Origin of the sequence: Paraburkholderia sp. BL10I2N1 (assembly GCF_004361815.1) — a bacterium.
Lineage (GTDB): Bacteria > Pseudomonadota > Gammaproteobacteria > Burkholderiales > Burkholderiaceae > Paraburkholderia.
The window spans coordinates 3584463-3600427 of record NZ_SNWA01000001.1; the positions used below are offsets into that span (position 1 = coordinate 3584463).

A 15965-nucleotide genomic window follows, 5' to 3' on the forward strand; every position below is an offset into this window, starting at 1 on the left:
GCAAGTTAACATCGCCTGACTCAGTTTACAAGCGCGATTCAGCGAAAAGATGTGGGCAATCCTGAGCGCCGATGAAGGGGGAAGCCACCAGATCGTCGCGGATGGCCTTCAGCAGGTCAGCATCGGGCATCTTCGGTTTCGGGCCGCGGCGGCCCGGGATGATCGGCACCACGTTGTCCGCTGTCCTCGCGCGGACAGCATAGATCGTCGAGCGGGGGAATCCGAGCACCTGGCAAACCCGTTGCAATCCAAAGGGCTTGTTCGCACTAACGGAGATCGCGCGGCTCATGTCGACGATCTCCGAGCGGTCAAAGGGCGACGGGCCTGCAGTTCACGTTCCTTGCGCAGGATCTCGTTTTCCATAGACAACTCGCCGACGCGCCGCACGGCGTCATTGAGCCGGGCTTCCAGGGGATCGCTGGTGCGTGCCTTCAGGCCGGCCTCCATGCCGGCCAGTGCCAGCTCACGCCATTGCTTGAGCACGGCGATCGTCACACCGACTTCACGGGACACGGCGTCGACGGGTTCGCCACGCAGCAACCGAAGCACCACGCCGCGTTTGCGACCGGTCGACCAACGCTTGACTTCGGCGGCGCCAGAGGCGCTTCCAGTCGCGCTACGCGCTCCTTCCAGCGCCTCTGGCGCAACCCCGTTTACATCTGTTTTCTTCAACATCAACAACTCCAGTTTTGGACCCACGTTTTACCCCAAATCTGTGTCAAGAAAAACAGGAGGCGCGGCATGTGGTTGCCTGCGTAATTAGCGAGTGCCTCATCATTAGCTGCGAATGAGCCATCGAAGAGGGTTCCCTCATGCCCGCTGTCGCTCCCGAGAGTCACGTAACCTCTGCGCAACGGCGTTGTGACGCCTGCTGGCTCTGCGCCGGCTAAGAAACCATCGAGCGGAGAGCCCTCAGTAGCGGGGATGGTGCCGTCAAAACCCGCGCCACCAAAGTGAACAGATTTTCCGTTGAAGTTAGTCGGAAGGTCCACCTCCGCATGAATATCGGGCGCGTTGAAATCCACCGGATGAATACTTCCAAGTACTTTGCAATACTCACCATTTGTATTGCCAGGATCAGTGTCAGCAACGAGCGTGGCGGATATGACAGTGGCACCGGTTGTCGGTAACCCGATAGAGGAGGCGGGAACCGTCATGCCGGCCAACGCACTACACATCGCAGCCGACGTCTGCGCCGCGACGTTTGCCGGCGCGGAGTCATGGCCGCCGCAGCCGGATATGGCAATAGTCGATGCCGCTAACAAAGCACGCGCAATTGCCGAGCTTCGGCCCCTTGTTAACCGATTTCTCATTCTCGTCTCCGTATAGTTATTACCGCCATACTGACTTTCTGATTCCGAGCAGTCTTTGCTCTCCTGTGCTGCTATTCTCGTGAGGCGTTAATCCGGAACTGGCCACCATATGCCTGGAATTTCGGTCACGCTTCACTACTCCTACAGCAGCGATCAAGTGCGTGGCCGTCACGGGATAAATTCCGGGTACTTCCTGCAACCGGGCGCGACACTCCTATTCCTTTGCCAAAAGCGATTGCAGTGTCAGCCTGGTTGGAGCCTCAATCCATGTCCTTCGACCTCAGTTTGAATGAGGTCTGTGGACAGGCTGCTCTTTCCTCGTGCTGCGAAGGTCTTTGCTCCCCAGGACTCAACCATCCACGCACGCGATCCAATGTGCGGAGTTGCGCGCCAATGGTCTCTAGCCAGCCAACGGTTCGCCGTTCGGGCCGCCCGTCTGAAAGAATGCGAGCGGTGGCAGCAGAAAGCTCTGCTTCATACGCTTGCGCGACGCTGCTTCTCCAACGGCATCGTTCATTAACGCCAGATCTGCGTCGGGATCGAACCGCGCAACAGATCTTTGATCATCGGCATGAACTCGCGTACTCGCACGCCTACCGTCCACATCACGATCGCGGTTGTGATAAAGCAGGCCCCTCGGTCGCGTACCCGAACCGTACGACATAGAGGAACGGCTGTCGGAGTAGCTTCAGGGTAGGGGCGGCTCAGACGATCTCAATCGCCAGAGCGGTGGCCTCGCCTCCGCCGATGCACACGCTTGCCACGCCGCGCCTGGCACCGCGCTGGCGAAGTGCGGCCAGTAGCGTCACGACAAGACGTGCGCCGGTAGCGCCGATCGGGTGACCCAGCGCGCAGGCCCCGCCATGCACATTCACTCGCTCGTGCGGCAGCGACAGCTCGCGCATCGCGGCCATGACCACCACGGCGAAGGCCTCATTGATCTCCCACAGGTCGACGTCGTCAACCTGCCACCCCACCTTGGTGAGCAGCTTCTGGATCGCACCCACGGGCGCAGTAGTGAACCAGGCCGGCTCCTGTGAGTGCGTGGCATGCGCTTGGATAACGGCCAGCGTTGATAAGCCACGCTCGCGTGCGGTGGACTGGCGCATCAGCACCAACGCTGCTGCACCATCGGAGATCGAACTGGAGTTGGCCGCCGTGACGGTGCCGTCCTTGCCGAAGGAGGGCTTGAGGGTGGGGATCTTGTCCAGTTGCGCCTTCGCTGGCGCCGCGTCTTCGTCGAAGAATTTCTCGCCACTGCGGCCCGGCACGGCCACCGGCGTGATTTCCCACCGGAACAGGCCGTCGCGCTGCGCCTGCTGCGCGCGCAGCGTGGAGGTGGCAGCATAGGCGTCTTGCTCCTCACGGCTGAAACCGAAATGGCGCGCACAGTCCTCGGCGAAGGTGCCCATCAGGCGGCCGTCGGAGGCGGAGCCGTAGTGGTCCTCCAGCCCGTCGAAGAACATGTGGTCCAGCACCTGGCCGTGCCCCAGGCGCTGGCCCGAACGGGCCTTGGGCAGCAGGTACGGCGCGTTGCTCATGGATTCCATGCCGCCGGCCACGATCACGCGTTGACTCCCGGTCAACAGCAGATCGTGCGCCAGCATCGTGGCTTTCATGCCCGAGCCGCAGACCTTATTGATCGTGGTGCAGCCCGCCGAAAGCGGCAGCCCGGCCCCCAGCGCCGCTTGACGTGCGGGCGCCTGGCCCAGGCCGGCGGGCAGCACGCAGCCCATCAGCATCTCGTCTACGGCCTCAGGCTGCAGCCCGGCCCGATGCACTGCGGCGCGGATCGCGCTGGCGCCAAGTTGCGGCGCTGTCAGCGAGGCGAAGTCGCCCTGGAAGCCGCCCAGCGGCGTGCGTGCGGCACCGACGATAACGACGGGATCATTGGAAGTCGAAGAGGTAGGCATGCGAGTCTCCATCCGCCGCTCCATGGCGGCGTTGCAAGGGGTGAACAAAGGTTTCGTCGCGGAGGAATTCAGTTGACCACATTCGGGCCCTGCGACTGAGGCCGACCGCAGCAAGCGACAGCAGGCATCATGATCAGTGCGCCGGACACAGGGTCACTTGGCTGCCATGCGGATGGCGCCATCAAGGCGAATCACCTCGCCGTTGAGGTAGGCGTTTTCGAGGATGTGCTGCACAAGGCCCGCGAACTCGTCAGGCCGTCCGAGGCGCGCGGGAAAGGGGACCATCTTCCCGAGCGCGTCCTGTACCTCCGTGGGCATGCCTTTGAGCATGGGCGTCTCCATGATCCCAGGCGCGATGGCGACCACGCGAATGCCATGGCGCGCCAATTCGCGCGCGATAGGCAGCGTCATCGCGACCACCCCGCCTTTGGAGGCGGCGTAGCCCGCCTGCCCGATCTGGCCATCGAAGGCCGCGACTGACGCGGTGTTAATGATGACCCCGCGCTCGCCATCGGAGTCGGGCATGTTCTCGGCCATGCAGGCCGCGCCCAGCCGCACCATGTTGAAGGCGCCGATCAAGTTGATGTTAACGGTGCGCGCGAAACTCTCCAGCCGGTGCGGGCCTTCGCGGCCAAGCACTTTCTCGGCGGGCGCCACGCCGGCGCAATTGATCAGGCCATGCAGCGTGCCGAAGGTGTCGCGGAATGCGGCCAACGCATCCTCCGCGCTGGCCGCGTCGGATATATCGGCCTTGGCGAAGTGGGCATTGCGGCCCAATTCCGTCGCCAGCGTGGTACCAGCGTCCTGATTCAGGTCTACGAGCAGCACGCGGGCGCCGCCCGCTACCAGGCGGCGCGCCGTCGCCGCGCCAAGCCCTGAGCCGCCGCCCGTGACGACAAAACCTTTATCTTGAATCTGCATTTCTGTCTCCTGAGTGATGGCCCCGACGCGCGAGGCACCGGGGCGGTCATTGCGGCCAGCACGAAACCAGAACTTGTGGGTGTGCCCTGAAGCGTCTTGCGACATGACCGGCACGCTGCCGCGCAGCCTGTGCCGACAAGCTAGGTTCTCGACCACCTACTGGCTGGTCATCGTAGGCGGCACGCTGGGATACTTCCATGCCCATAGACTTCTTCACGCATGAGCCTTTCGGACATATCGAACGGGTCGTCCTTCCGCTCGATACTGCTCGTCGGCTGATAACTACCGGCGGCCGGCTGTCTCACGTTTCAATTGGGCCTCGCAGCGATTAACATCAGTGCACCTCTGTAAGCCGGACCTGACTATGAATGACACTCGAGACAAGGGCACAACTTCCATTGGCCTGGTGCGTGAAGCGATACTTGTCGCTACGCAACGTAATCTGGATGTGGCGGCCGCGCTGCAGCACGCCGGTATCGCGGCAGAATTGTTGAATGCCCCGAGAGCACGCGTGCCCGCATTGGCTTTTTCGCGCCTGTGGACGGCTCTGGCCGACTTGATGGACGACGAGTTCTTCGGTCTGGATAGCCACCCACTGCGCCGGGGCAGTTACGCTCTGATGTGCCACGCAGTTCTGCATGCAGCAGACCTGGGACACGCGCTGCGTCGCATGCTGAAGTTTCTGCGCGCGGTTCTCGACGACATCCACGGGGAGCTACGCTGTGAGGGCGAGTATGCACTGATCATCCTGCATGATGATGGACCGACGCGCCGCCTCTTTGCCTACGGGACGTGGTTCATCCTCGTGCACGGCTTAGCGTGTTGGCTGGCACGCAGACGGATTCCGTTGATCGAGATGAGATTTCGCGCTTCCGCGCCGATCGATGACAGCGACTACCGCATGCGCTTCTGCGAGGAGGTGACGTTCTCCGCGGACGAGACCCTGATCCGGTTCGATCGCAGTTTCCTCGACCTCAAACTGACGGAGACGGAAACGAGTCTGCGCGCATTCCTGGAGAATGCACCGGCGAACATCCTGGTGAAATACCGCAATGAATCCAGCACTACCGCCCTGATAAGGCGCCGCTTGCGAAACCAGATCCCCGACGACTGGCCTGACCTCGACACGCTATCGCAGTTACTGAATCAGTCCTCGGCCACGCTGCAGCGCCGCCTGCTGGCCGAGGGGACCAACTACCGGCAACTGAAGGACGAATTGCGCCGTGACATCGCTATCGACCTGTTTTCGACCAGTTCTCTCACGGTCGCGGAGGTCGCTGCGCGGACTGGATTTCAGGAGACCAGCGCATTTCACAGGGCCTTCAGGAAGTGGACTGGGGCCAGCCCCGGAATGTACCGCCATGGCAGGGCGACCCCTTCAAGCTAAGGAGGAAGCGCTCCATGACCGAATTGTCCCAACAGTTGCCCGGTCAGTGGCCGGCCAGCGTCACCGATGTCGTCAGCGCGTTCGTATCACGCGATGACGCGCCGGCGATCAATTGATACGCTCCGCCGTTCAGTTTCCAGGTGTGCTTCGTCACGTCCCAAGTCGACAGCAGTGTTGCGGGCACGGAGACGCTCACCTGTTGCGACTGTCCGGGCTGCAACGTGACTTTCTGCCAGCCCACGAGCCGCTTCGGCGGTTCGCCGAGCCCGGCGGGCAGCGTTGCATAGACCTGGGCCGTTTCCGCGCCGGCGCGCGTGCCGGTGTTCTGGACTGTGAGGGTCACGGTCACGTCACCGGCTCCATCCGTGCTCGCGCTGATGCCCGAGTAGGCAAACGTCGTGTAGGACAGGCCGAAGCCAAATGGGAAGAGCGGCTGGATCTGCTTTGCGTCATACCAGCGATAGCCCATCATCAGCCCCTCGCTATAGTTGACGGTCAGGTTGGTGGCCGAGATCGCCGGTTGGGGCAGATCGGCGTCCTGCTGCGGGAAGGTGATCGGCAGCTTGCCCGACGGGTTCACGTTACCGAACAGCAGGTCGGCGATTGCCTGGCCGCCTTGCACCCCCGGGTACCATGACTCAAGCACCGCGTTCACGTTGCCAAGCCACGGCATCAGTACCGGACTGCCGTTCTCCAGCACCACGACCACGCGCTTCGCTTTCGCCGCAACCGCAGTGATCAGCGCGTTCTGGTCATAGCTCTGGTTGTACGGATCCACCGCGTTGTTGGGCAGGCTCAGGCTCGGCAGATCGAACCCTTCACCTTCCCACTGAGTGGCGAACACGATTGCGACGTCAGCCTGTGCAGCGGTGCTGGCCGCGGCGTTTGCGTCTGTGCCGTCAAGGTAGGTCACGCTTGCGTTCGCTGCCTGTGCCTTGATCGCCGCAAGCGGCGAAGACTTGTACCAGGTCGCACAGCCGCCGAAAATCAGGCTTGCGGGCTGCTGGCACCCAGACACCGCATTGCCGTTGATCGCGGGCGTCCCGCCCGAGCCAGCGCCCGACAGCACACCCGTATCCGCATGTCCACCGATCACGACAATCGACGACAGGCTCGCCCCGCTCAGCGGCAGGACCGGCTGCTGCGCGCCGGTCGCCGCGGCGTTCTTCAGCAGCACCGCCGACTGTTGCGCGACCTGCAGCGCGAAGGCGTTACCCGCCGCCTGATCGATCGTGCCGCCCGACGTGGGCGGGGAATCAAAGACTCCATACCGGATCATCGTGCGCAGCTTGCGCTGCACCATGTCGTTCAGCCGCGTCATCGGCACGCTGCCCGCCGTGACCGCGGCCTTTAGCGCTGAGCTGAAGTACGAGGTAAAAGTAATGCCAGGAAGACTGCCAGCCGCACTGCCGAGGTCGCCCGGTTCTTCCTCATCCAGCCCGGCCAGCGCAGCGGCCACCGTGCTGTGATTTGCGGCCCAGTCGGACTGCACGACTCCCTTGAAGCCCCACTCGTTCTTTAGCACCGTCGTCAGCAGATACGGGTTCTCGCATGCATAGATGCCGTTCACCTGGTTAAACGAACACATCACGTTGCCCGGCTGCCCCTGCGTCACGCCGATCTCGAAGGCGAGCAACTCGGTCTCGCGCATCGTCCGCTCGTCGACCACCGAGTTGCTGGTGAAGCGGTTCGTCTCCTGATCGTTCATCGCGTAATGCTTGATGGTCGCAATGACTTTCTGCGATTGCGTGCCGGTTGTGCGTGCCGCGCTCATCGTGCCTGCCAGGACCGGATCTTCGCCCATGTATTCGAACGTGCGGCCATCACGGGGTTCGCGCGCCAGGTTGCCCCCCCGCCAAGGCCTTCGCCATACCCGAGTGCGCGCAACTCGGTCGCGATGCGCGCACCATAGGCGTTGGCGAGTTGCTGATCCCAGCTCGCCGCGAGCGCAACGGGCGCCGGCAAGGCCGTCGCACCAACGTTCGCAATGTTCACCCCGCCGGCCGAGTCCGCCATCGCGAGCCCAGGAATCCCGAGTCTGGGAACGCCCGGGATGTATCCAGCACCATTCACCCCTGGCGGAAAAGGTCCTCCGAGGCCGAAGACCGGAAAGCCAGTGCCGTGCACCAACTGAACCTTTTCGTCGGTGGTCATCTGGGCGACGAGTGCGGCGGCCCGCTGGTCGGCGACCGTGTCAGGATCAGTTGGCGCGTTGATGCCGTCGCCGCTGCCGCATGCAGCGATCATAAGGGCGACAGCGCAGGCGACTGCCGTCGCGACGCAGGGGAAAAGCAGCCTCTTCTTCATTGTCGTCTCACTCCAGTTTATGTCTGATTCGGACTGCGAAATATATGTCATGCATCGGTTCGGTCTTTTTCTCAATCGACACGACAGTTCACCCGCTGGCTGGCCGGATCATTCCGGTCACGGCAGGATCGATTCGAACCGCCAGAATTTGCACGAAAAATACGACAGCCCTTTGGTAAGGCTTGCAAGCCTAGGTGGCTCCGGCGTCGCTCCCGAGGTGCACCCGGAGCGCGCGCAGCACTTCTTGTCGTCGCCCTGGCGCAGCAATGTGCACCCGCTTGCCAGTCTGTTCGACTAATGGCGATCGGCTTGTCAATTATTGCGTCACGGCGTTCGCTTGCTGCTTGCGAGCCATTCGTCGCGCAGTCTGTTTTTCAGTATTTTTCCTACTCCAGATAGCGGCAGTGGCTCGGTGCGGATCTCATATCTGCGTGGCACCTTGTAGCCTGCAATGTGGGCTCTGCAGTGGGCGTCCAGTTCCGCAGGGGTTGCGACGTAGTCGGGTTTGATGACGATAACGGCATGCACACGCTCACCCCAACGCTCATCCGGCACCCCGATCACTGCGCATTGGCTTACCGCCGGGTGCATGCTCAAGCCTATTTCAAATTCCGAGTGGCTGGTTTGGCGGGTCAAGTACGGGCGTCAGCCCGGCGAAGCGAATACTTGACGCGCGTTGAAGAAGTAAGCTGGGACAGGGCTGGTTGCGGCAGAATGCGGCAACCAGCCCTGCAAGACAACGTGAACCGATGAACCAGACCCAACTGTTTGAAGCCGCCTTGGGAATCAAGGCCCCGTGGTACGTGCAAGGCGTCGATTTCGATGCCGCGCGGCGTGAACTGACCATTGCCGTGGACTTTGTCGCGGGTACGCGCTTTCCCTATCCCGGCGTCGCGGGCGAGCATCCGGCTCACGACACCCAGATCAAGCGGCTGCGCCACCTCAACTTCTTTCAGCACGAGTGCTATCTGGAGGTTCGGGTGCCGCGGGTGCGTCTGCCGGACGGCTCGGTGCGCCTGGTCGAACCCGACTGGATAGGCAAGCTGGACGGCTTCACGCTGCTGTTTGAAGCGCTCGTGCTGACGCTGTGCCGGGAGATGACATTTGCCGCGGTGGCCCGCGTGGTGAACCTGTCGTGGCATCGGGTGAAGGCCATCTGTGACCGTTACGTGGACCTGGCCGTGGCCGCGACCGACCTGTCCGAAGTTACCGCGGTGGCCATTGACGAAACGTCGGCCCGACGTGGGCAGGACTATATCTCGCTGGTCGCCGACATGGACGCAAGGCGCGTGGTCTTCGTCACGCCAGGCAAGGATGCCGGCGTTGTCGAACGCTTTGCCCGGCACCTGGAGGAACATAATGCCACGCCTGCACAGATCGAATCGGTCAGCATCGACATGTCGGCTGCCTTCATCAAGGGCGTGGACGAACACCTGCCCGACGCGCGTGTGACCTTCGACAAGTTTCATGTCGTGGCGCATGCGTCCAAAGCGCTTGATGGTGTGCGCCGCGCGCAGCAGAAAACCGATCCCTCGCTGAAGGGCATGCGCTGGTCGCTGCTCAAGGATGCCGAGAAACTCGATCTCGCGCAACTGACCGATCTCGAGGCGCTGATCAGCCAGTACGCCACCAACCGCACGGCCCGAGCGTGGATGTACCGCGAGCAACTGCGCGAGATTCTCGATCGCAAACAGATCCACGTCGTCTCCAAAATGCTGCGCCGGTGGTGCGGCAACGTCATGCGTTCCAAGGTCGAGCCCATGAAGGACGTCGCGCGCATGATCCGTCGTCATTTCGACGGCATCATCGCGTGGGCGCAGACACGCCAGACCAATGGATTCATTGAGGCGATCAACGGCCTGTTTCAGGCCGCCAAGCGCAAGGCACGGGGATACGCCAGCTTCAAGACCATGCGCACCGTGCTGTTTCTCATCGCGGGCAAACTCGACTTCTCAGCACTCAATCCGCATGCCTCGTGAGCCGCATTACCCACTGCGCTTTTAAAAGAGCCAAAAAATCCTGGACTACCTGGAGGTAGTTCATGTTCTCATACGAAGATCGCATTCGAGCGGTCCGACTCTACTTGAAGCTGGGCAAGCGCCTTGGGGCCACCATCAGGCAATTGGGCTACCCAACAAAGAATTCTCTCAAAGCCTGGCATCGCGAATACGAACGGTGCCATGATCTACGGGCTGGCTATGTCCGTTCTAGACCGAGGTATTCGGCTGAACAGAAGAAGGTGGCCGTCGATCATTATTTGAGTCATGACCGCTGTGCTGCCGCAACCTTGAGGGCTTTGGGCTATCCGAGTCGCGAGACGCTTACAGCCTGGATCGAAGAACTATGCCCTGAAATCAGAAAACGTATCGTCGGCAGAGCAACTGGTAGTGTTCCAAAATCACAAAAAGTGAAGCAGGCGGCGGTCATCGAGCTGTGCACCAGAGAGCAAAGCGCGCGCGTGGTTGCCGAGAAAACAGGCGTGAGTAGGCCGACGCTGTATAACTGGAAGAACCAGCTACTCGGTCGGGAGGTTCCAGCATCCATGAAACGCAAAAAGAAGCCAGCGCCGGACCATGAGCGTGCGGAACTGGAACAGCAGGTCGAATCGCTTCGACGCGACATCCGGCAGTTGCAGCTTGAGCACGATATCCTGAAGAAGGCGAACGAACTGATAAAAAAAGGAATGGGCATCGACCCGCAACTCCTGAGCAACCGGGAGAAGACGATGCTGGTTGATGCCCTGAAACAGGCCTATGCGTTGCCGGAGCTTTTTAGCCGCCTTAAGCCTTGCCCGCAGTTCCTACTTCTATCACCGTGCACGTCTGTTGGTTGCTGATAGGCATTCTGGCGCGCGTCGCATGATTGCAGACATCTTCGAACTCAATCACCGTTGCTACGGATATCGCCGAATCCGCGCGGCATTGGGCAGGCAGCAGATCTTCATCTCAGAGAAGGTCGTGCGACGTTTGATGCGACAGGAAGGTCTGGCCGCTGCCACGAACAGGCGACGTCGCTACGGCTCCTATCGCGGAGAAATAAGCCCCGCGCCGGAGAACATCATCAATCGTGACTTCTGTGCCGCCGCTCCGAATCAAAAATGGCTTACCGACATTACCGAATTCCAGATCCCGGCCGGCAAGGTTTATCTGTCGCCGGTGATCGACTGCTTCGACGGTCTCGTTGTGAGCTGGTCAATCGGCACGCGGCCGGATGCCGAGCTCGTCAATACCATGCTGGATTGGCACTGAGCCGGTTTTTTTGTCATAGAGTAAGGCACGTCGATTGGCGTTGTTCGAAAAAAAGCGCCCGGTGCCCCAGATAATTCGTACAACGCTTTGGTCTGGCCGCCCGTTGCTTTCACAATCGTGCTGTCGGCGTAGCTGCCGACGCCCCCACGGTACGGTCCGCTCTGCACATAGTAAGCGGCGGTGCGGCGCCTCCAGACCCGCCCCAGCCTCTTGTTGCATAACACGTGACTTGGCAGCTGTTCGAGTTCGCGCCCGGCTACGCCCCGATTAGTTTTTGTGTGTAGCGAAGACGACCTTTTGGGAGTGTTGGCACAGCAGGTCAACGCGTTGCTCGTTGGGCCACCAATCCCGGTTCGTAATGATGCGACAAGCAGCTTGCGTGGCAGAGTCGCTGCCCGAAAACGGGCATTTGGCTTCGGCTGACATCGTTCTCTCACTTAGGTTGCGGTCGCTCACGGGCCGTGCGAGCAGTGATAGAACGATGCTGGCACGGGTAATCAGGGCTCATTCTCTTGACATCGACATTTCCTTTGAAGGAAAATGGTTTCTGTAATATGGACTATTTAATAGCAAAGGGTTAACCCTAGCATACCGTTATAACGAGTCTTGATGGATCTGCTCGGACGTTACGGCTTTCTACATAACCCCAAGTGCACACGTCGACGTTTCTCAACTCATCGCGAATTGAATCTTGGAGGGCAAGGCGCATGGAACGTGTTCTTGACGGAAAAGCCATTATCATCACCGGCGGGGGCGGGGGTATCGGTCGAGCTGCAGCGCTAGGATGCGCGGTTGCCGGGGCCCGCGTCGTCGTAGCCGATGTCGGCAAAGCAGCTGGCGAGGCCACCATATCGCTGATTCGAGAGCAAGGCGGGGAGGCTGTTTTCGTCGCAGTCGACGTTGCGGACGAAACGCAGGTCGAGAGGCTGGTGGCGACGGCTATCGAAGAATTTGGCCGGCTAGACGGGGCGTTCAACAACGCCGGACTTTCACAAACGAACGTGCCGTTGCATGAGCTAACGGTCGCTCAATGGCGGAAGGTCCAAGGCGTCAATTATGACGGCGTGTTCTTTTGCATGAAACACGAGATCCGCGCAATGTTGGAGGGCGGAGGTGGATCGATTGTCAACGTTTCATCGTCGCTCGGGCGCGTATCGGTGCCTCTCGCGGCTGAATATTGCGGCTCGAAAGCAGGAGTGCTCGGACTAACTCGCGCAGCCGCAGTCGACTACGGGAAAAAGAGTATTCGCGTTAATGCCATTCTTCCGGGTGTGACCAAGACGCCGATGGTTAGCTCCCTCGTTTCAAACCCGCAGTTCGCCGAGTTGCTGCCGAGAATCGAGGCCCGTCACGCGATGGGACGGCTAGGGATGCCGGAAGAAATCGCGGCAGCTGCTGTGTGGTTATTGTCCGATCAGGCGTCGTTTGTCACCGGCGCCGAACTAGCTGTGGACGGTGGATACCTCGCCATGTGACCGGAGCAAACCGGCCCGCGTCCACAATCGGACGGGGCCGTGTGCTGGTCCGTGGAACGGCTGAACCGGCCAACGGTCGCGACCAATTCACGACACAAGACTTTTCGAGATGCGTTCAGCGCCTGCAATGACGAGTTCAGACAGGCGCTTAAGCTGTCGCGCGTTCGTTCGTGTAATCGGAGACGCAATGCCTAAGGCGGCTACCGCTCCTCGAGTCGGATGACGTATGGCCGCTGCCACAGAGCACACGCCGGACTGGCTTTCTTCCATATTCGTGGCGTAGCCACAACCGCGAACATTATCCAGGGCCTCTTCCAGATCCAGCCATTGCGTTATCGTCGTGGGAGTGAAGGACGGGAGAGGATCGCGAGGATACAGGGCACGCACGCGCTCGGGCGGCAGTTCCGCGAGAAGTGCTTTGCCAGCACTGGACGCGTACGCGGCGAACACATCGCCAACTGGCACTCCCACCTTGAGAGCCTGGTTGCTCTCGATGCCATCGACGTATCGGATCTTGCCTTCCTCCAAAACGGCAAGCAGTAAGCTTTCGCCTGTCTCGGCTGCAAGCTCCTCGATTACGGGGCGGGCCACCGCCCTGACGTCCAGTCGCTGAACTGCAGCCAGACCGACTTCCATCAGTGCATTGCCCGGCATGTAGACTCGCGAGACTGGATCCTGCGTCACGAAGCCGTGATATACCAGCATGGCTAACAGCCGATGGACGGTGGAGTGGCCGAGACCGAGCTCATTTTTCGCGTCGGAAAGCCTGATTTGACTCGAATGGCGGAACATCAGGAGCAGTCGCAACACGTTGTTCACCGACTCCAGCATGTAACGCGGCGCGGGCGATTGCGAATCTGTCGCGCTTTCAGGTGATGCCGTTTCGCTTTCCACCTCTGCCGTTGCGCTCTTCTTCGCAGCAGAAATGTTGTCGTCTCCCGGCTTCACTCTTTTCTCTCTTTTGGTGTCTGGCATCGATCAGTTCGATTTGAATCTTGGTCAAGACGTCATCATATACGGACGGCTTAGGCTTGGATATATGGGTTTCCGGCCGGGCGGGGATTGGGGGCATATCAAATTCTTGCCGGATAATGTTTGGCGGCTGTTGCCTATATGCAGAAAGGCAATCTGGGATATGGATTCCACCAGGTGACGCAGTGGGTGGAAAACAGTCTCCATCCTCGGACTGAAGGCCGAGGTCTTCGGGGCCGGTCGAGATGCATGCGCGGCATCACAGCACCGCACTGGGGCGGAGATCATAGAACAGCTGGTAGACGAGCGTGCGGAGCCATTTGTGCCCTTCGTCGCGTTGATACCGGTCATGCCAGAACTGGGCGATATCGACAGGGGTAATGTCAAATGGGAGAGCGACGGCACGTACATCGTTGCGGCTCGTCAGTACCCGTGCCAGCCGGCTCGGTATGCAAGCAACAAGGTCGCTAGACGAAACAATTCGTTCAAGCCCAAACGAGTGGGCCAGTTGTAGTGCCACGCGGCGAGGGTTGCCGTCGTGCGGAGACCGCGCATCGAGCTCAGCCGCAAAGTGCGCATGACTCCCCGCAGTCGGTGTGTAAATCACATGTGCCGCTGCGAAAAACTGATCAATGGAAAGACGGGTGCCTACAGTGGGATGATCGTTTCGCACAAGCGCGACGTATGTTTCCTGGAAGAGACATTGCTGATGAAGGTCGGCATGCAGTCCCGTAAACATACCAATCGCGAGATCAATCTGGCCGAGCTTCATCATCTGCTGTGCTACGTCCAGTGGCGGATCTGTCGTGACGATTCGAATGCCTGGCGCGACCCGATGCAACTGCGCGACGAGCGGCGGAATGAAGATCGCCTGGCCAAGATCGCTGACGTACAGGTGGAAGGTGCGAGTCGTGGTGGCCGGATCGAAGGTACGGCCGGCCTGCATTGCGAGACGCAGTGATGCGAAGCCTTCGTCGACAAGTGCCGCAATTCCATCCGCTCTTGCAGTGGGCTGCATGCCATTAGACGTCTTCACGAACAGAACGTCGTCGAACAATGAGCGCAGACGCTTTAACGCGTTACTAACGGACGGCTGCGTCAAATGGAGCGATTCTGCGGCTCGCGTCGTACTCCTTGTCCGGTACAGCACATCGAACACGAGCAGCAGATTGAGGTCGATGTTATCCAGCGCGGTATCGGGAGTCATCTTCGCGTTCCGTGTGCGGTTATAGGTCTCGTGAATAGCGATATTCAAACGGCAAATTTAACAGGGAGCTCTGTCCGCCCTATGCTGGCTTCGATGCGCCGGACCGCAAGTAGCGCCGGCGAGTGTTGAGACCGCCAACATACCAGGAGGAGTTTATGCAGCACAAGATCGCGCTTGAGGAGCACTTCGCATCGCCAGATACAATCGGGGATTCACAACGCTTCTTCACCGGCGACATCTGGCCGCAACGGCGTCGGCAACTTCTCGATTTACACGAAGAGCGCATAGAACGCATGGACGCCTGCGGGATCGACTACGCGATCCTGTCATTGAACGCGCCTGCTGTGCAGGCCATCACCGATACGCAGCAGGCGATCGATGTCGCACGCCGTGCGAACGACCTGCTTGCCGAGCAGGTGGCGCGTCGTCCAGACCGCTTCGGCGCGTTCGCTGCATTGCCAATGCAAGACCCGGATGCAGCCGCACGCGAGCTCGTTCGCACTGTATCGGAATTGGGTTTCAAGGGCGCTCTCGTCAATGGGTTTTCGCAAATCGGCAGCGTCGAAAATGCGACGTACTGCGACCTGTCGCAGTATTGGTCGTTCTGGGGCGAGGTCGCGCGGCTCAACGTACCGTTCTACCTGCATCCGCGCAATCCGTTACCGAGCCAGCAGCTTGCTATCGAGGGGCATCCCTGGCTCATGGGCCCTGCATGGGCATTCTCGGCCGAAACCGGTGTGCATGCGCTGCGTCTCATCGGTAGCGGACTCTTCGACGCGTATCCTTCGTTGCAAGTAATCCTGGGTCATCTGGGCGAGCTTGTTCAAAACAATATCTGGCGTACATCCCACTGGGCGTCGGCGAGCGGCAAGAATCCACTTGGCGTCAGGGCGAAACGGCCATTCATCGACTACTTCCGAGAGAACTTCTACGTCACCACGAGCGGCAATTTCCGCACGATCGCCATGCGCAACGCCATTGACGAGCTCGGCAGCGACCGTGTGATGTTCTCGTCAGATTACCCGTTCGAAGCGATGGAAGAGGCGAGCGGGTGGTTCGATCGAGCGGAAATCAACGATAACGACCGACAGAAAATTGGCCGCGACAATGCGAGGCGGCTGTTCCGTTTGTCTTGATCCGTTCAGGTTTCTGACGGAATTGGAGGCGACGCCGATCGCCTCCGCCTACAAAACAAAAACTAGCGGAAGCGCGCGCTTTTGAA

At 60.3% G+C, this 15965-nt stretch carries 13 protein-coding genes and 2 pseudogenes; 6 read left to right on the forward strand and 9 right to left on the reverse strand.

Going from position 1 to position 15965, the window contains the following annotated elements:
* Positions 1-25 precede the first annotated feature (25 nt).
* The 5 genes from B0G77_RS16625 to B0G77_RS16650 all read right to left on the reverse strand — a co-directional run bounded on the left by B0G77_RS16625 (position 26) and on the right by B0G77_RS16650 (position 4147).
* A complete protein-coding gene (locus B0G77_RS16625) occupies positions 26-289 on the reverse strand; it encodes a hypothetical protein (RefSeq protein WP_133663096.1) in 264 nt (87 codons plus the stop codon).
* Positions 286-675, reverse strand: coding sequence for a transposase (locus B0G77_RS16630; RefSeq protein ID WP_133661608.1), 390 nt, complete (start codon positions 673-675; stop codon positions 286-288). The genes B0G77_RS16625 and B0G77_RS16630 overlap by 4 nt, the downstream gene beginning before the upstream one ends.
* Positions 675-1313, reverse strand: coding sequence for a tannase/feruloyl esterase family alpha/beta hydrolase (locus B0G77_RS16635; RefSeq protein ID WP_243751024.1), 639 nt, complete (start codon positions 1311-1313; stop codon positions 675-677). The genes B0G77_RS16630 and B0G77_RS16635 overlap by 1 nt, the downstream gene beginning before the upstream one ends.
* A gap of 704 nt (positions 1314-2017) precedes the next feature.
* Positions 2018-3226, reverse strand: coding sequence for an acetyl-CoA C-acyltransferase (locus tag B0G77_RS16645; RefSeq protein ID WP_133663098.1), 1209 nt, complete (start codon positions 3224-3226; stop codon positions 2018-2020).
* A gap of 153 nt (positions 3227-3379) precedes the next feature.
* Entirely contained in the window at positions 3380-4147 is a 768-nt protein-coding gene (locus B0G77_RS16650) for a 3-hydroxyacyl-CoA dehydrogenase (protein WP_133663099.1), read from the reverse strand.
* 364 nt (positions 4148-4511) lie between these two features.
* On the opposite strand from B0G77_RS16650, the gene B0G77_RS16655 reads away from it, so the two are divergent.
* Positions 4512-5534: an AraC family transcriptional regulator gene (locus B0G77_RS16655; protein WP_133663100.1), complete on the forward strand. Its 1023-nt coding sequence runs from the start codon at positions 4512-4514 to the stop codon at positions 5532-5534.
* 43 nt (positions 5535-5577) lie between these two features.
* On the opposite strand, the pseudogene B0G77_RS16660 reads toward B0G77_RS16655, so the two are convergent.
* Positions 5578-7781, reverse strand: a pseudogene (locus tag B0G77_RS16660) (glycoside hydrolase family 3 C-terminal domain-containing protein).
* Here B0G77_RS16660 and B0G77_RS43240 point away from each other — a divergent pair.
* Complete coding sequence (locus tag B0G77_RS43240) at positions 7750-8139, forward strand: hypothetical protein (protein ID WP_166656088.1); 390 nt, start codon at positions 7750-7752, stop codon at positions 8137-8139. The pseudogene B0G77_RS16660 and the gene B0G77_RS43240 sit on opposite strands and share 32 nt — an antisense overlap.
* 26 nt (positions 8140-8165) lie before the next feature.
* Here the strand turns inward: B0G77_RS43240 and B0G77_RS16670 are convergent, their stop codons facing one another.
* The gene (locus B0G77_RS16670) at positions 8166-8477 is read right to left on the reverse strand and encodes a hypothetical protein (protein ID WP_243751025.1); all 312 of its coding nucleotides are present in this window, start codon (positions 8475-8477) and stop codon (positions 8166-8168) included.
* 113 nt (positions 8478-8590) lie between these two features.
* Here B0G77_RS16670 and B0G77_RS16675 point away from each other — a divergent pair, with 113 nt between their 5' ends.
* From B0G77_RS16675 to B0G77_RS16685, 3 genes and pseudogenes are all read left to right on the forward strand, one after another.
* On the forward strand, positions 8591-9820 hold the full coding sequence (locus B0G77_RS16675) for an ISL3 family transposase (RefSeq protein WP_133662124.1): 1230 nt from the start codon (positions 8591-8593) through the stop codon (positions 9818-9820).
* Positions 9821-9882: 62 nt separating this feature from the next.
* Positions 9883-11080 (forward strand): annotated as a pseudogene (locus B0G77_RS16680) (IS3 family transposase); the annotation flags it as partial.
* Positions 11081-11796: 716 nt separating this feature from the next.
* Complete coding sequence (locus tag B0G77_RS16685) at positions 11797-12564, forward strand: glucose 1-dehydrogenase (protein WP_133663102.1); 768 nt, start codon at positions 11797-11799, stop codon at positions 12562-12564.
* A gap of 87 nt (positions 12565-12651) precedes the next feature.
* Here the strand turns inward: B0G77_RS16685 and B0G77_RS16690 are convergent, their stop codons facing one another.
* A complete protein-coding gene (locus B0G77_RS16690) occupies positions 12652-13539 on the reverse strand; it encodes an IclR family transcriptional regulator (protein ID WP_133663103.1) in 888 nt (295 codons plus the stop codon).
* 256 nt (positions 13540-13795) lie between these two features.
* Positions 13796-14743: a LysR family transcriptional regulator gene (locus B0G77_RS16695; protein WP_133663104.1), complete on the reverse strand. Its 948-nt coding sequence runs from the start codon at positions 14741-14743 to the stop codon at positions 13796-13798.
* A gap of 155 nt (positions 14744-14898) precedes the next feature.
* Here B0G77_RS16695 and B0G77_RS16700 point away from each other — a divergent pair, with 155 nt between their 5' ends.
* On the forward strand, positions 14899-15879 hold the full coding sequence (locus B0G77_RS16700; RefSeq protein WP_133663105.1) for an amidohydrolase family protein: 981 nt from the start codon (positions 14899-14901) through the stop codon (positions 15877-15879).
* Positions 15880-15965: the final 86 nt, after the last annotated feature.

Excerpts from the sequence above, each read along its gene's own strand:
- B0G77_RS16630 (WP_133661608.1), bottom strand. The coding sequence starts at position 675 with ATGTTGAAGAAAACAGATGTAAACGGGGTTGCGCCAGAGGCGCTGGAA.
- B0G77_RS43240 (WP_166656088.1), top strand. The coding sequence starts at position 7,750 with ATGCCGTCGCCGCTGCCGCATGCAGCGATCATAAGGGCGACAGCGCAG.
- B0G77_RS16695 (WP_133663104.1), bottom strand. The coding sequence starts at position 14,743 with ATGACTCCCGATACCGCGCTGGATAACATCGACCTCAATCTGCTGCTC.
- B0G77_RS16625 (WP_133663096.1), bottom strand. The coding sequence starts at position 289 with ATGAGCCGCGCGATCTCCGTTAGTGCGAACAAGCCCTTTGGATTGCAA.
- B0G77_RS16655 (WP_133663100.1), top strand. The coding sequence starts at position 4,512 with ATGAATGACACTCGAGACAAGGGCACAACTTCCATTGGCCTGGTGCGT.
- B0G77_RS16685 (WP_133663102.1), top strand. The coding sequence starts at position 11,797 with ATGGAACGTGTTCTTGACGGAAAAGCCATTATCATCACCGGCGGGGGC.
- B0G77_RS16650 (WP_133663099.1), bottom strand. The coding sequence starts at position 4,147 with ATGCAGATTCAAGATAAAGGTTTTGTCGTCACGGGCGGCGGCTCAGGG.
- B0G77_RS16700 (WP_133663105.1), top strand. The coding sequence starts at position 14,899 with ATGCAGCACAAGATCGCGCTTGAGGAGCACTTCGCATCGCCAGATACA.
- B0G77_RS16635 (WP_243751024.1), bottom strand. The coding sequence starts at position 1,313 with ATGAGAAATCGGTTAACAAGGGGCCGAAGCTCGGCAATTGCGCGTGCT.
- B0G77_RS16675 (WP_133662124.1), top strand. The coding sequence starts at position 8,591 with ATGAACCAGACCCAACTGTTTGAAGCCGCCTTGGGAATCAAGGCCCCG.
- B0G77_RS16645 (WP_133663098.1), bottom strand. The coding sequence starts at position 3,226 with ATGCCTACCTCTTCGACTTCCAATGATCCCGTCGTTATCGTCGGTGCC.
- B0G77_RS16690 (WP_133663103.1), bottom strand. The coding sequence starts at position 13,539 with ATGCCAGACACCAAAAGAGAGAAAAGAGTGAAGCCGGGAGACGACAAC.